Origin of the sequence: Caballeronia sp. LZ043 (genome assembly GCF_031451075.1) — a bacterium.
Taxonomy (GTDB): Bacteria; Pseudomonadota; Gammaproteobacteria; order Burkholderiales; family Burkholderiaceae; genus Caballeronia.
This window is the reverse complement of the sequence record NZ_JARUXT010000003.1, coordinates 1,314,084-1,327,224: the sequence shown is the minus strand read 5'-3', so window position 1 is coordinate 1,327,224 and position 13,141 is coordinate 1,314,084. Positions and strand designations below refer to the sequence as shown.

The following is a 13,141-nucleotide window of genomic DNA, read 5'->3' as shown; positions in this document are numbered from 1 at the left end:
GTCACGACTTTCATCGTTGATGCTCGCGGGCCTGCTCCTCGCGACCTCCGCCGTTTCGTTCGCGGCCGGCGGCGATCTCGGCCAGGCCGTGAAGCAGCCGACCAACTGGACCGCGATCTGCATGTTCATCGCGTTCGTGATCGCGACGCTCTTCATCACCAGATGGGCCGCGAAGAAAACCCGCTCGGCCGCCGAGTTCTACACGGCCGGCGGCGGCATCACGGGCTTCCAGAATGGCCTTGCGATTGCCGGAGACTTCATGTCGGCGGCGTCGTTCCTGGGCATTTCGGCGGCGGTCTATTCGAATGGCTATGACGGCCTGATCTATTCGATCGGCTTCCTGGTCGGCTGGCCGATCATCACCTTCCTGATGGCCGAGCGGCTGCGCAACCTGGGCCGCTTCACCTTCGCCGACGTCGCCGCCTACCGCTTCAAACAGACGCCGATCCGCGCGTTCGCCGCATCGGGCACGCTCGTCGTCGTCGCGTTCTATCTGATTGCGCAGATGGTCGGCGCGGGACAGCTCATCAAGCTGCTGTTCGGGCTCGAATACTGGATTGCGGTGGTGATCGTCGGGGCGTTGATGATGGTCTACGTGCTGTTCGGCGGCATGACGGCGACCACGTGGGTGCAGATCATCAAGGCCTGCCTGCTGCTCGCGGGCGCTTCGTTCATGGCCTTCATGGTGTTATGGAAGTTCCACTTCAGCCCGGAGGCGCTGTTCGCGAAAGCCGTGGACGTGCACGCAATGAAGGCGTCGATCATGGGTCCAGGCAACTTCATCAAGGACCCTGTCTCGGCGATCTCCTTCGGCATCGCGCTGATGTTCGGCACGGCGGGCCTGCCGCACATCCTGATGCGCTTCTTCACGGTGCCCAACGCCAAGGAAGCGCGCAAGTCCGTGTTCTGGGCGACGACGTGGATCGGCTATTTCTACATTCTCACGTTCATCATCGGCTTCGGCGCGATCGTGCTGGTGAGCACCAATCCGGTCTTCAAGGACGCAGGCGGCAAGCTCCTCGGCGGCACCAACATGGCGGCCGTGCATCTGGCGAGCGCCGTGGGCGGCAACGTGTTTCTCGGCTTCATCTCGGCGGTGGCGTTCGCGACCATCCTTGCCGTGGTGGCCGGGCTGACGCTCGCGGGCGCGTCGGCGGTGTCGCACGATCTGTACGCGACCGTCTTCAAGAAGGGCCAGGCGTCGAGCAAGAGCGAACTCAAGGTATCGCGCATGACGACCATCGTGCTCGGCATCGTCGCGGTCGTGCTGGGCATCGTGTTCGAGAAGCAGAACATTGCGTTCATGGTGTCGCTGGCATTCGCGGTGGCGGCGTCGGCCAATTTTCCGGTGCTGTTCCTCTCGGTGCTGTGGCGCGGCTGCACGACGCGCGGCGCGGCGCTGGGCGGCTTCATGGGGCTGTTGTCGGCGGTCGTGCTGACGGTGCTTTCCAAGGCCGTCTGGGTCGATGTCTTTCACTACGCCAGCGCGCCGTTTCCATATGCGTCGCCGGCGCTGTTCTCGATGGCCATCGGCTTTGCCGGCATCTGGCTGTTCTCGGTGACGGACAAGTCGGCACGCGCGCGCATCGACCAGGCAGGCTTCGACGCGCAGACCGTGCGCTCGGAAACCGGCATCGGTGCGGTAGAGGGCGCGTCTCACTGAGTTCCACGCGCCCGTATACCGGCCATCGCCGGATGCGGGCGGAAGCGCCCGGAAAATGCGTTAAGCTCGTGACGCTTGCACGAAGCGCTCAACGCATGGGAGCACACCATGGAACTACAGTGTCCAAGTCTGTTCGAGCAATCCGCCTACATCGCCGGCGCATGGGTGGACGAGACCGCGCTGCCGCGCGTGCCGGTCACCAATCCTTCGACGCGCACCGTCATCGGCTCGGTGCCGCAGGTGACGGAGGAACAGGTGGCGCATGCTGTCGAATGCGCGCAGGCGGCCTTGCAGGACTGGCGCAACTGGAGCAGCCGCGAGCGTGCATCGGTGCTGCGCGAGTGGGGCCGTCTGGTCGAACATCATCGCGACGACCTCGCCATCATCCTGTGCAGCGAGCAGGGCAAGCCGCTGCACGAGGCGCGCGCCGAGATCACGCAGGCCGCCAATTATCTCGACTGGTTCGCCGAGGAAGCGCGCCGCATCTATGGCGACAACATTCCCGCACCGCGGCGCAATCAACGCATCCGCGTGCTGCATCAGCCGGTGGGTATCTGCGGCGCCATCACGTCGTGGACCTTTCCGGCATCGATGGTCGCGCGGCGCGTCGGCGCGGCGCTTGCGGCGGGCTGCACCGTCATTCTTCATCCCGATCCCCGCACGCCGTTTTCGGCGCTTGCACTGTGCGCGCTCGGCGAGAACGCCGGCTTGCCGCGCGGCGTGCTTTCCGTGCTGACCGGCGCAGCCGACCCGATCCGCAGCACGCTGCTCGCGCATCCCGACGTGCGCAAGGTGTCGTTCACCGGACCGATCGAAGCGGGCAAGCAGTTGATGTCGCAGTGTGCATTGACGGTCAAGAAGATGTCGCTGGAACTGGGCGCCAATTGCCCGTTCATCGTGTTCAGTGACGCCGATATCGATCTCGCCGTGAAGGGCGCGCTCGACGCGCGTTTCCGTCATACCGGCCAGGCCGCGATGTGCGCGAACCGTTTCTTCGTGCATGAGGACGTGTACGAGACTTTCGTGGCGAAGCTCGTGTCAAAGGTCGCGCTGCTGAAGGTGGGCGACGGGCTCGACGAAGGCGTGCAGATCGGTCCGCTCATCAGCGAGGAAGCGGTTGCGCGCATCGAGGCGTTGATCGGTGAAGCCGTGAGCATGGGCGCGACGGTCGCGGCGGGCGGCGTGCGCGTGCGTCCCGATTCGGGCTTCTTCAGGCCGACCGTGCTCACGGACGTCAGGCCCGACATGCGCGTGTGCGGCGACGAAGTGCTCGGACCGGTGGCAAGCGTGCTGCCGTTTCGCGACGAGGACGACGTCATCACGCTTGCCAACGACACGCGCACTGGCCTCGCGGCCTACTTTTACACGGCCGACATCAGCCGGGCATTCCGCGTGATGGAGGCGCTGGAATGCGGTGTGGTCGGCGTGAACGACAGCCTGGTGTTCAACGAGGTCGCGCCGTTCGGCGGCATCAAGGAATCGGGGATGGGGCGCGAGGGCGCGTCATCGGGCATCGAGGAATATCTCGAAGCCAAGTATGTGTGCTTCGGCAATCTGGAACGTTGAAGGACTAGCGCGCCATCGCAGCCGTTGGATCTTCATGCAGACGCACCGACATGACCGGCGCCTCCGGCCGCGCATGCGCCAGCTTCATCAGACGCGGCTGCAACAGCAGCGCCACCAGCCCGCTCCAGCCCGTCTGATGCGATGCGCCGACGCCACGGCCCGTATCGCCATGGAAGTACTCGTGGAACAGCACGAGATCCTGTGAGCGCGGGTCCGCCTGAAGCTGCGGATAGGCGCTCATGACGGGCCGCTTGCCTTCGGCGTTCTTCAGGAACAGCGTGGTCACGCGCCGCGACAGGTTATCGGCGATCTCGCTCAGCGAACACGTGCGCCCGGGTTGCGCCGGGTCCTCGATGCGGAACGCGTCGCCGTAATAGCGGTGAAACTCGTATAGCGATTCGATCAGCAGATAGTTGACCGGCATCCAGATCGGACCGCGCCAGTTCGAATTGCCGCCGAACACGCGCGAATCCGATTCCGCCGGAAGATAGCGCACGCACAGATGCACGTTGTCGCGATCGAACAAATACGGCTTGTCGCAATGCACGCGGCTTAGCGCGCGCACGCCGTAATCGGAAAGGAATTCCTCGGGATCGAGCGTGCGCCGCAGCAGCGCCTTCATCCGATGTCCGCGCAGCAGCGACAGCAGCGTCGTGTTGGCCTTGCCGGGTTCCATCCAGCGCGAGACCAGCCTGGCGAGATTCGGCCGGTGATCGAGAAACCAGGCAAGCCGTTCGCGCAGGCCGGGCAGTTCGCCATACACGCTTTCCTCCAGCACGTGCACCGCAAACAACGGAATCAAGCCGACGATGGAACGGATGCGCATCGGCACGCGCGTGCCGTCGGGCAGATGCAGCACGTCGTAGAAGAACTCGTCTTCTCCGTCCCACAAACCGGTGATGCAGCCGTCGCCGCAACTGACCGCCTCCGCGATATACAGGAAATGCTCGAAGAACTTGACGGCGATCTCCACGTACGCGTCGTTCTTCAACGCGAGTTCGAGGCCGATCTGCATGAGGTCGAGGGCATACGAGGCCATCCACGCGGTGCCGTCGGCCTGATCGATGCGTCCGCCGGTCGGCAGCGGCTGCGAGCGGTCGAAGATGCCGATGTTGTCCAGCCCGAGAAAGCCGCCCTGGAATATGTTGCGGTCATCGGCGTCCTTGCGGTTCACCCACCACGCGAAGTTGAGCAACAGCTTGTGGAACATCACTTCGAGAAAGGCGTGATCGCCGATGCCGGTCATCTCGCGGTCGAGTTCGTACACGCGCCACGTGGCCCATGCATGCACCGGCGGATTGGCGTCGCCGAACGCCCATTCATACGCAGGCAATTGCCCGTTCGGATGCATGTAGCGTTCCTTCACGAGCAGCAGCAACTGCTTCTTCGCGAAGTCCGGGTCGATCATCGCGAACGCGACCGCATGAAACGCGAGGTCCCACGACGCGTACCACGGGTATTCCCACTTGTCCGGCATCGACACGACATCGCCGTTGCACATGTGGCGCCAGTCCGCATTGCGGCCGTGCCGGCGCTGCTTCGGCGGCTCGGGCTGGCCGGGATCGCCGTCGTGCCAGCGCGTGACGTCGAACTGGTAATACTGCTTCGTCCACAACATGCCAGCCAGCGCCTGACGTTGCACGAGGCGCGCATCGGCGTCGTCGATGTCGTGTTGCAGCGTCGCGTAGAACTCGTCGGCTTCCGCCTGACGGCGCGCGACCAGCGCATCCGTATCGAGCGGCGCGTCCTGCGCGGCGGGCCGCCAGCGCAGGGTCATCACCGCCCGCTGATGCGGGCCGAGTTCGAGACGCGCATGCGCGGCCGCGCGCGTGCCGTGGTCGCGGCGGATGGCGGTGGTATCGCCATCGACGAGATAGTCGTTGATGCCGTCCTTGAACGGTCCCTCGCCCTCGATGCCGAAGATGCGCCGAACGTTCGTCTCGTTCTCGCAGAAGAGCCATTCGAGCGGCACGTCGGCGGTGGCGCTCACGTGCAGGGTGCCGTGCGCCGGATGATGCGCGACTACATGTTCGTCCGTGCCCGCGTTGCCGTGCAGGGTCAGCGACGGCTTCCCGTGCCTCGTCGACCACGCCCAGCGATTGCGCGCCCAGAACTGGGGCAACACGTGCAGCGTGGCGGCCTCGTTCGCGCGGTTCTCGATGGTCACGCGCATGACGATGTCGTCGGCGGTGTGCTTCGCATATTCGACCCAGACGTCGAAGTAACGGTCGGCGTCGAACACGCCGGTGTCGAGCACTTCGTACTCGGGTTGATCGGCGCCGCGCCGCCGGTTTTCGTCGATCAGATCCTGATAGGGAAACGCGTCATGCGGATACTTGTAGAGCATCTTCATGTACGAATGCGTGGGGGTGCCGTCCACGTAGAAGTACAGCTCCTTCACGTCTTCGCCGTGATTGCCCTGTTCGTTCGTCAGACCGAAGAGCCGTTCCTTGAGGATCGGATCGCGACCGTTCCATAGCGCGAGCGAGATGCACCAGTCGAGCGGGTCGTTGCCGAAGCCCGCGATGCCGTCCTCGCCCCAGCGATACATGCGGCTGCGCGCATGGTCGTGCGGGAAAAAGTCCCACGCGGTGCCGTATTCGCTGTAGTCCTCGCGCACCGTGCCCCATTGACGCTCGCTCAGATAAGGGCCCCAGCGCCGCCATGACTCGCGGTCCGTGCCGTGCAGCCGTGAGCCTTCCGTCGTTTGCAGCAGATGGATTGCGCGTAGCGGCGGCATGGGACCTCCGGGGCGAGTGAAGCTCGATGATAAGCGCGTCCGGCATGTTCGGCGCGCTGGCGTGCCGGTTAATGCCGCCGCGTCATCAATCTCATAACTGCCACGCCATTTATTCATGTAATCCCGTTCCTTAACATTCGACTCATCGATCTCAAACGAACCAGGGAGTCACACCATGTACGTCATCACAGGCATTACCGGACAAGTCGGCGGCGCGCTCGGACACGCCTTGTTGCAGCAGGGCAAGGCGGTGCGCGCGGTGGTGCGCGACGAACAGAAGGGCGCAGCGTGGGCGGCGCGCGGTTGCGAGATCGCGCTCGCCACGATGACCGACGCCGACGCGCTCGCCCGCGCCTTCGAGGGTGCCGAAGCGGTATTCCTGCTGCCGCCTTCGGAGTTCGATCCGGAACCGGGTTTTCCGGAAGCGCGTGAAGTGATCGATACGATCGTCGCTGCCGTGGCGCGTGCCCGGCCGGGACGGATCGTGTGTCTCTCGACCGTCGGCGCGCAGGCCACGCAGACCAATCTGCTGACCCAGCGCACATTGCTGGAAGAGGCGCTGCGGCAGCAGCCGGTTCCGGTCACGTTCCTGCGTCCGGCGTGGTTCATGGAGAACTGCGCGTGGGACGTGGCCTCGGCGCGTGACGAAGGCGTCGTGCGCTCGTTCCTGCAACCGGCCGAGCACGCCATCCCGATGGTCGCCACCGACGATATCGGGCGACTCGCCGCGCAACTCATGCAGGAGAAATGGCAAGGCGTGCGCGTGGTGGAACTGGAGGGTCCGGCGCGCGTGCGTCCCGTCGATATCGCCGCCGCGTTCTCGGAGGTGCTTGGCAAGCTGGTACGCGTGGAGATCGTGCTGCGCGACACGTGGGAAGCGCTGTTCACGAGTCAGGGCATGCGCCACCCGCTGCCGCGCATGCAGATGCTCGACGGCTTCAACGAAGGCTGGATCGACTTCGAAGGGCGTCGCGAGAATATCGTCAAGGGGACGACGCCGCTCGTCGAGGTGATTCGCAAGCTGAGCGCGGTCTGAGCGAGCTCAGGCGATATCGCTGACTTGCGGAATGATCGCCGCTTGTCCGCGATAGTCGCCATCGCGGTCGAACAACTGCCAGACCGTGGCGCGTTCAATGTAGAAGCGCTCGCCCGATTTCTTGACACGCACGCCGCGATAGCCATCGACATAACCATCGCGCGTCACCTGTTCGAGAAATGCCTGGCGCTCGCTGCGCTCGGGCGCTTCGGCGGAAAGACGCGAGGGCAGCGCGGTCAGCTCGTTCCACGTATAGCCGAAGAGCCGCTGCGCCCGCAGGTTGCCGTACACGAAGACCGGGTCCGCTTGCGTGTCGTGTGCAAGGATGCCGCAAGGCGCGTCTTCATAGAGCCAGCGCGCGGCTTCGGCGGGCGTCAGGCTTGTGTCGGCAACCAGCGGCGTGTTCAGCAGGCGCGCGTAGCTTTCGCTGAGAAGCGTGAAGAAGTTGGAATCGGTGGGCTGCATTGTGCTTGAAAGCAGGGTTGAGGCCGAAGTCGCAACCATACCCGTTCGCAGGAATTCGCGCAGCATGGAGGCAGAGGATTGCAGGTTTTATATCGGTCGATCTAAAATACGCCGGCTGACCCATCAAGCGCACTCCAGGAGACGACCGGCATGATCGAGTTTTACTTCCACCCGACGCCCAATCCCGCGAAAATCGCGCTCTTTCTCGAAGAGTCGGGGCTTCCCTACACGCTGAAACCGGTCGATACGAGCAAGGGCGAGCAGCATCTGCCCGCGTTTCGCGCCATCAATCCGAACGGCAAGGTGCCGGCCATCGTGGATACGGAAGGCCCCGGCGGCACGCGCGCTGTCGTGTTCGATTCCACCGCCATCCTGCTCTATCTCGCGGAGAAGAGCGGTCAGTTCATCGGCGCGCCGGAAGACCGGCCGCAACTGCTTTCATGGCTGATGTTCATCGCCAGCGGCCTCGGCCCGTTCTCGGGGCAGGCGGTCCATTTCCAGTACGCCGCCCCCGAAGGCCTCGATTACGCGGTGAACCGCTATCGCCGCGAAGTGGACCGGCATTATCAGGTGCTCGAAGATCACTTGAAGAGGCGTGAGTTCATCGTCGGGAATGCTTATACGATTGCCGACATGTCGGCGTGGGGCTGGCTGGATCGCGCGTCGCGGGTGCTCAAGAACAGCGAGGATCCGCTCGGTCCCTATCCCGAACTGAAGCGCTGGTTCGCGCAAATCGACGCGCGTCCCGCCGTCGCTCGTGCGCGCGCCGTCAACAAGACACACGCGTTCAAGAGCGTCAACGACGAAGAGACGAAGCGCTCGCTGTTTCCGTCGAACTTTCCGAAGACGGCCTGAGAGGAAGCCAGCGTATGCCGCGTCCGCGTGAGTTCGATGAAGATGCCGCCCTCGATGCGGCCATGACGCAATTCTGGTCGCGCGGCTATGAGGCGAGTTCGGTGCGTGATCTCGCCACGGCCATGGGCCTGACATCGGCGAGTCTTTATAACGCTTTCGGCGACAAGCGCGCGCTCTATGAACGCGTGCTCGAACGCTATGTGGAACGCGGCTTTCGCGCGCGGGTGCAGCGCCTGGAGCACAGCGTGCCGCCGCGCGATGCCATCGCGATGTTCTTCGACGAGATCATCAAGCTCTCGGTGAACGATCCGCATCGGCGGGGTTGCATGATCGTCAACTCGGCGCTGGAGCTCGCGCCGCACGACGATTCGTTTCATCACGCGTTGAACGGCGTGCTGAAGGACATGGAAGGGTTCTTCCTGCGTTGCGTGCGCGCGGGTCAGAAAGACGGATCCATTCCGCGCGATCTCGAGGCCGGCGACCTCGCGAAGACCTTGCTCGCCTCGTTGATGGGGCTGCGCGTGCTCGCGCGGGTCAATCCACAGCGCAAGCTGCTCGAAGGCGCGCTGCGGCCGGTGCTCGCGTTGCTCGGCGTGGACGCGACTGCGCGCCGCAAGCACTGACTTACTTGGCGTCCTGCGTGCGCGACGCGCACATCCGCCATGCAGGTGCATTGGGTTCTTCAGCCGCCGTCTCGCGCCACCAGCGCTCGCCGCGATGCGGCGCTTCCAGATCGAGCCGCTCGCCCATGCGCGGCGTAGCCACCGCGACGCCGCGCGCCAATGCGAGCCCGGTCACGCGTTCGAAAGGCTCCTGCCACGGATGCATCGCGAGGTCGAAGGTGCCGTTGTGGATCGGCACGAGCCAGCGTCCGCGCAAGTCGATATGCGCCTGCACCGTGTGTTCCGGCTGCATGTGCACGTAGGGCCATTGCGCGTCATAGGCGCCGGTTTCGACGAACGTGACATCGAACGGACCCAGCTTCTCGCCGATGGCGCGAAAGCCTTCGAAGTAGCCGGTGTCGCCGCTGAAGAACACGCGCAGTGCGTCATCGGCGATGACCCATGAAGCCCACAGCGTGCTGTTGCCATCGAACAGACTGCGCCCCGAGAAATGCTGCGCGGGCGTGGCGGTCAGGGTCAGGCCGTCGATTTCCGCGCTCTGCCACCAGTCGAGCTGACGGACCTTCGCGGCATCGATGCCCCATTCAATCAGACGATCGCCGACGCCGAGCGGCGTCAGAAATACTTCGGTGCTTGCGGCAAGCGCGAGCACGGTGTCGCGGTCGAGGTGATCGTAGTGATCGTGCGAGAGAATCACGCCGCGCAGGGGCGGCAGATCTTCCAGCGTGATGGGCGGCGCATGAAACCGCTTCGGACCGACGCGCTTGAACGGCGACGCCCGCTCGCCGAATACCGGATCCGTGAGCCAGTACGCGCCGCGCAGTTTGAACAGCAAGGTGGAATGCCCCAGCCGATACAGGCTGCGATCCGGCGCGGCGTCCAGCTGTTCACGCGTGAGCGACTCGACGACAGGCGCCTGCGCCGGCACCGTATTGCGTGGCTTGTTGAACAGCATGTTCCACATGATGCGCAGGGTCTTGCCGATTCCTTCGGACGGACGCGGCTTCACGTTGCGAAAGCGCGCGCCGTCATGCTGCGGCGACGCGCTCGACATCTCGCGGCCACGCCGTGCGGCGGCCAGTCCGAGGGCACGATTGATGCGATCAGTAAAGGAACTCATGAGAATGGCATCCGACGCAAAATGTACACTGCACAGTGTAGTTTAATCTCGTCAGGAAAGTAAACCGTGCGGTGTAAAATAAACGGATGAGTTCGAACGACGACATTCCCCAGCGCCTGACGGATCGCAAGCGCGCCGCCATCATGAACGCGGCGGTCGAGGAGTTCATTGCGGCCGGCTACGACGCCACCAGCATGGACCGCATCGCCGCGCGCGCGGACGTTTCGAAGCGCACGGTGTACAACCATTTCCCGAGCAAGGAAGCCTTGTTCGCGGCCATCCTGCTGCGTCTCTGGGACGAAAGCGATGCCGGCGACGCCCCCGCCTACAGCAGCAGCGAACCCTTGCGCGCGCAGTTGCTGGCCTTGCTCGCGCGCAAGCTGCGGCTGATGAACGACGAGTCGTTCCTGTCGGTGGCGCGCATGGCGATATCGGCGGGCATTCACTCGCCGGAACGGGCGCGCGATATCGTCGCGCGTATCGGCGAACGGGAAGAGGACCTGACCGTGTGGATCAGAAAGGCCGCCGCCGATGGCCGCCTTAGCGTTACCGACCCCGTGTTCGCCGGTCAGCAGCTGCATGGCATCGTGAAGGGCTTTGCCTTCTGGCCGCAAGTGGCGATGGGCCAGCCCACGCTGACGAAGCACGAGCAGAAGAAGGTCGCCGAAGCCGCCGCAGACATGTTCCTCGCGCGTTACGCACGCGCGGCGTCCGACCAATAAAAAAGCGCGATGCCTTTTGCAAGGGCATCGCGCTTCGCTGAACCAGACTTCGATCAGAAGCGGTGACGCAGCCCCACACGCGTCACGAGCTGCGTATTCGCACCCGCATTGCCGACGAACGACGACGACGAGCCGATTTCCGCCTGCACCGGCACGCCCCGGTTGCTGCCCGATGCCTTCTGGAAGGCGCCGATCACATAGACGTCGGTGCGCTTCGACAGCGCGTAGTCCACGACGCCGTTGACCTGGTGCCAGCGGCCGTCGAAGTTGCCGTCGAGGTCCGAGAACGTGTAGCCGAGGCCCGCGCTCAAAGCCGGCGTGAACGTGTACTTGCCGCCGATTTCATAGTTGTTCAGCGTCGAGGAACCGGCCGTGATCGGCTCGAACTTCGTGTGCGTCCAGTTCGCCCAGATCAGCGCGGCCGCGATGGTGTAGCGCGCGCCGACGCCGAAGGTTTCCAGGTCGCGCAGGCCGGTCGTGTTGATGTTCGCGATGCTCACGCTGAATGCCGGCGTCGCACCGTTCGGGAAGCGGATGTTGGTGTACGCCGCACCGACGCCGAGCGGACCCTGCTTGTAGTTCAAACCGAAGCTGTAGGCGCTCGATGAACCCTGCACCGCGTTCGCGCCGGTGCCCGTCGTGGGCGAGCCCGCGAAGTTGGTCGAGTTGGAGAAGCCGTACATGGCGCCGAACGTGATGCCGTGGAAGTCGGCGCTGCTGAACTTGACCGCGTTGTTGATGCGGCTCGCCGTCAACTGGTCGAGGTCGTTGATGTGATACGCGTAGTTGCCGGCGGGCGTCTGGCTGCCCATCGTATAGCTGCCGCCGAGGTAGTCGGTGGAGAACGAGTACTGACGGCCGAACGTCACCGAACCGATCTCGTTCTTCGAGATGCCCACATAGGCCTGACGGCCGAATTCCGCGCCGCCCTGGCCGAGCGTGCCGTCACCGCTGTTGAAGCCGCTCTCGAGCACGAAGATCGCCTTCAGGCCGCCGCCCAGATCTTCCGCGCCGCGCAGGCCCCAGCGGCTGCCTTGCGCCACGCCGTCGCCGTACTTGACGACGCTGTCATGGCCGCGCGTGGTGGCGACCTTGTTGGCGTAGGTGATGCCGGCATCGATGATGCCGTACAACGTGACGCTGCTTTGTGCATGGGCCGCCGTGCCGAACAGCGTGAACAGGCCGAGCGCGGCCGCCGCTACGATGTGCTTCTTCATTGTTGTTTTCCTTGAGGTTGTCCGCTCGACACGGTGTGGGCAGTACGCGGCGCGACGTTTTCAGCGCGCGAACGCGACCTTCCCGGCTTCGCAAGACATGCCTGCGAAGGTCGAGTGCTTTGAGAAAAAAATGATCGTCAAACGAAGGGGCTGATGTCCCGCTCCCGATGGAAGCGGGCGGATGGCGTTGCCCCGGCGCCTTGCCGCCGATGACTGACGCTGTAGCGAACGGAATATAGCGGATCGTCAGTGTCCGGTAAATATCTCCCATGCAGTTTGTAGTCTTTCTTCCACATGGCTGTCACAAAGCTACGTTTATTCCGAAGTTATCAGGCAACTAACTGTCGATTTTTCTTGCCTCCTTATACAGGCGCGCTTGTTGCAACAGCAGACGCATGCTTTTTATCAGCGGCTATCAGGAGGAGATGAAATGTCAGAGCACAGTCACCCGGATGCATGCCGGATCGGCGTCGCGTTCATTGAAGGGCAATTGACCATGCTGCATGCTTATGCCGCGTTGTTGTCGGACTGGATCGAGCGCGGTGCGCCGCCGCCCGACTTCAGCAAGGCGGCTCTGTTGACGGCACGCCGGCGTTCGCATCCCGAGGCTCATACGCATAGCGAGGCCGGCACGCCGATGAAAGCGCCGCCGCCTGACGAAGATCTTGCATGGCCGTCATTTGATACCCCGGACCAGCGCATTGCATTCGCGCTGATCGTGCCGTGCACGAATGCGCTGCTCGCGGTCGCCGAGTACTTCGATGTGCATCGGCTGTCGGCGTCGCGCGCGCCTGAGGTGCAGTTCCTGATGCGGGTGCGCGACGCGGCCGTGAACGGCAATACCTTCGCCATCGCCGACACATACATGCCGCACGCCGCTTATGCCGGCCTGATCGTCGATGCCACGCTCGACGGCACGCTGCTCTTCAGCGATGGCGTCAAGCCCGGTTTCATGGAGTTCGGCGATACGGTGGGTCTGCTGCGTTACCTGACGAAGCTGCTGAAGAGCATGCAGAGCGCGATCAGTTCGGGCGATGCGGGCTGAACTTCGGCGCGCAGCACGTTTGCGTCATTTCCTTCAAGATGGCGTTGAAGGTGTTCAACGTTCAAGCCGCGTGCGCGCACTTGCATGAC

Annotated in this window: 11 protein-coding genes; 7 read left to right on the top strand and 4 right to left on the bottom strand. The window is 63.9% G+C overall.

The features are described 5' to 3' along the window. Positions 1 to 19: 19 nt before the first annotated feature. Both QCE64_RS26140 and QCE64_RS26135 read left to right on the top strand, forming a co-directional pair. Positions 20 to 1,663 carry a cation acetate symporter gene (locus QCE64_RS26140; RefSeq protein WP_310007385.1) on the top strand — a complete coding sequence of 548 codons (1,644 nt, stop codon included), beginning with the start codon at positions 20 to 22 and terminating at the stop codon, positions 1,661 to 1,663. A 108-nt stretch (positions 1,664 to 1,771) separates the two neighbouring features. Then, positions 1,772 to 3,229, top strand: coding sequence for an NAD-dependent succinate-semialdehyde dehydrogenase (locus QCE64_RS26135; protein WP_309924767.1), 1,458 nt, complete (start codon positions 1,772 to 1,774; stop codon positions 3,227 to 3,229). A gap of 4 nt (positions 3,230 to 3,233) precedes the next feature. On the opposite strand, the gene QCE64_RS26130 is transcribed toward QCE64_RS26135, so the two are convergent. Then, positions 3,234 to 5,969 (bottom strand): MGH1-like glycoside hydrolase domain-containing protein, encoded by a 2,736-nt coding sequence (locus QCE64_RS26130; protein WP_310007012.1) that lies wholly within the window; start codon positions 5,967 to 5,969, stop codon positions 3,234 to 3,236. 175 nt (positions 5,970 to 6,144) lie between these two features. On the opposite strand from QCE64_RS26130, the gene QCE64_RS26125 reads away from it, so the two are divergent. Continuing rightward, positions 6,145 to 7,005, top strand: a complete 861-nt coding sequence (locus QCE64_RS26125; RefSeq protein WP_310007010.1) for an NmrA family NAD(P)-binding protein — start codon at positions 6,145 to 6,147, stop codon at positions 7,003 to 7,005. A gap of 6 nt (positions 7,006 to 7,011) precedes the next feature. Here QCE64_RS26125 and QCE64_RS26120 read toward each other — a convergent pair whose 3' ends face one another. Then, entirely contained in the window at positions 7,012 to 7,470 is a 459-nt protein-coding gene (locus QCE64_RS26120; protein WP_310007008.1) for an MEKHLA domain-containing protein, read from the bottom strand. A gap of 150 nt (positions 7,471 to 7,620) precedes the next feature. Here QCE64_RS26120 and QCE64_RS26115 point away from each other — a divergent pair, with 150 nt between their 5' ends. Both QCE64_RS26115 and QCE64_RS26110 read left to right on the top strand, forming a co-directional pair. Then, a complete protein-coding gene (locus QCE64_RS26115) occupies positions 7,621 to 8,325 on the top strand; it encodes a glutathione S-transferase family protein (protein WP_310007006.1) in 705 nt (234 codons plus the stop codon). 14 nt (positions 8,326 to 8,339) lie between these two features. Next, positions 8,340 to 8,948, top strand: a complete 609-nt coding sequence (locus QCE64_RS26110; protein WP_309933834.1) for a TetR/AcrR family transcriptional regulator — start codon at positions 8,340 to 8,342, stop codon at positions 8,946 to 8,948. A gap of 1 nt (position 8,949) precedes the next feature. On the opposite strand, the gene QCE64_RS26105 is transcribed toward QCE64_RS26110, so the two are convergent. Then, a complete protein-coding gene (locus QCE64_RS26105) occupies positions 8,950 to 10,068 on the bottom strand; it encodes an MBL fold metallo-hydrolase (RefSeq protein WP_309924743.1) in 1,119 nt (372 codons plus the stop codon). Positions 10,069 to 10,154: 86 nt separating this feature from the next. On the opposite strand from QCE64_RS26105, the gene QCE64_RS26100 reads away from it, so the two are divergent. Then, positions 10,155 to 10,790, top strand: a complete 636-nt coding sequence (locus QCE64_RS26100) for a TetR/AcrR family transcriptional regulator (RefSeq protein WP_309817410.1) — start codon at positions 10,155 to 10,157, stop codon at positions 10,788 to 10,790. Positions 10,791 to 10,843: 53 nt separating this feature from the next. Here QCE64_RS26100 and QCE64_RS26095 read toward each other — a convergent pair whose 3' ends face one another. Beyond that, positions 10,844 to 12,007, bottom strand: a complete 1,164-nt coding sequence (locus QCE64_RS26095; RefSeq protein WP_309924736.1) for a porin — start codon at positions 12,005 to 12,007, stop codon at positions 10,844 to 10,846. A gap of 430 nt (positions 12,008 to 12,437) precedes the next feature. Here QCE64_RS26095 and QCE64_RS26090 point away from each other — a divergent pair, with 430 nt between their 5' ends. After that, the gene (locus QCE64_RS26090; protein ID WP_309933833.1) at positions 12,438 to 13,052 is read left to right on the top strand and encodes a hypothetical protein; all 615 of its coding nucleotides are present in this window, start codon (positions 12,438 to 12,440) and stop codon (positions 13,050 to 13,052) included. The last annotated feature ends 89 nt before the right edge of the window (positions 13,053 to 13,141 follow it).